This window comes from Ferroplasma sp. Type II (assembly GCF_000496155.1).
Genome location: NZ_KI542739.1, coordinates 1 through 1,900, shown reverse-complemented (window position 1 = coordinate 1,900; position 1,900 = coordinate 1). Strand labels below are relative to the sequence as shown.

Annotated in this window: 2 protein-coding genes; both read left to right on the top strand. The window is 31.7% G+C overall.

Going from position 1 to position 1,900, the window contains the following annotated elements:
- A partial coding sequence (locus tag AMDU4_RS08785; RefSeq protein WP_290704778.1) for a hypothetical protein occupies positions 1 to 900 on the top strand: 900 nt, incomplete at its 5' end.
- Positions 897 to 1,733, top strand: a complete 837-nt coding sequence (locus AMDU4_RS08780) for a hypothetical protein (RefSeq protein WP_021787629.1) — start codon at positions 897 to 899, stop codon at positions 1,731 to 1,733. The genes AMDU4_RS08785 and AMDU4_RS08780, both read left to right, overlap by 4 nt.
- The last annotated feature ends 167 nt before the right edge of the window (positions 1,734 to 1,900 follow it).

The window sequence follows — 1,900 nt, the reverse complement described above, 5'->3', positions numbered from 1 at the left end:
ACGATTCTCCGTACCATAATAGCTTCAGGTATTGGCAAGGGTGAAATATTCAAGGATAAGGTACCGTCAAGGAACCCAAATTCAAGTCAATACGCATGCTACTATTATGGGCCCTATTATCAGAATCTAAGCTTTAATATTAATGACGGTGGAAGCAAATCAGCCATAGATACACAATTTAACTCAGGAATAAATGTTACCGGTACAGCAGCTTTAAAGCAATTGTCGGCATCTAATGCCAGCATATACAAAAAAGCTGCAGTAGATGCTTTAACTTCATCCCTGGGTCACTATCTTGGGGTACTGGTGAATACAGGCAGTTTAATATCATATTGGGGAACATCTGGAATTTTGTCCTACAATCTGAATGAGGTAAATTCAGGAACAGTATTTGAAAATTACAGGGTAAAGATGCAACAGACCACCATGGTGCCAAATAGGGAAGGCTATGAATCTTACAGTGACATTGAAAGGGTTTCTTTTGGTACAACATGCTATGGAAAATCCGGTTATATGACACTGTCTGCACAGAATATGCTTAAATGCGATGCACCGCCAAGCAATCCCTCCTGTGCATTACATACACACAGTGGTGCAAAGGCATCGTTAAGATTAAATGTTGAACCTGCGTCTGAAATATACGGTCCAATTATATATCAGTCAAACGGATCAACTGATCACATAAATAACAAATCTTTATACATAAAAGATGCGAATAATGGAAATTTCTACAAGGTTCCTATAAAAAATGGTTATTATTTATTCTTCGCTAAACCCGGCACCGAGTATAATATATATTATCACACTAATAATAATTTTAAATTATTGACAACCATAAACGCATCTGATTTAAGTGCTGGCAATAGTTATCATTATAGAATATTCAGTGATGAATTATGACCCTAAAATCCCATTATAAAATAATAATTTCGATTATAATTATGATAATACTTGTATCCTCCTATATAATTGTGTATGATACTATACATGAAAAGCATATGATTTACTATAACGATGCAAAAAGCATAGACCTGAAGTACTTTAACTTTTCAAACAGGGAATTTACAGTAAGTTCAACAGAGAATGATATATATAATTCAAGTTCACATTCAATGAATGAAAATCAGTATCTTAATTCAACCATATATTATCCGCAGGTAAGATATTTGAATTCCGTACGCTTTAATATGAATATACATTTGAAAAATATAAATTCAAAGGATGTTTATGTTAATTTATATACAAACTGTGAATCTACACATGTATATAATTCAACCAAATCCTATTGGGTTGGGGATTATGATTATTTACATTCCATTGTTCCTGTAAATAATAACAATTCTAAAATATCAGTCCGTATAGATGGACTTGTGAATAACAACAATTATTACAATATCTCAGTTAAAGTGTGTGCAAGTAATAATTTCTATAATTTATTCTCCATTAATACTGAGAAGGAGAGTGCAATATACGGTTCAATAATAAATAATACTACAGGTAACACAGTCAAAGTAAACACAACACTATATATTGAAAATGTGAACAATTCCATAATAAACACAATAAACGTTAGAGATGGTTATTATTATTACTTTGTACAGCCATATACAGAATATAAGCTATATTCATTGAATAGTACTAATAACACTCTTAAATTAATAGATACAATAAGCAACAAAAACATAACTTCGGGCAATAGTTATCATTATAGAATATTCAGCGGTGAATTATGAACCTAAAATCCCATTATAAAATAATAATTTCGATTATAATCGTGATAATACTATTCCTGCCACTGATTATCTACTATTGCCCCTATAATAATACATTGTTAAGATCAGATCCACTATAATTCAATATGGGGAATAGGGGATAGACAACGTCCTATTTTGCATTGGAT

Bases quoted from the DNA above. Each gene is read 5' to 3' on its own strand.
- AMDU4_RS08780 (WP_021787629.1), top strand. From the start codon at position 897: ATGACCCTAAAATCCCATTATAAAATAATAATTTCGATTATAATTATG.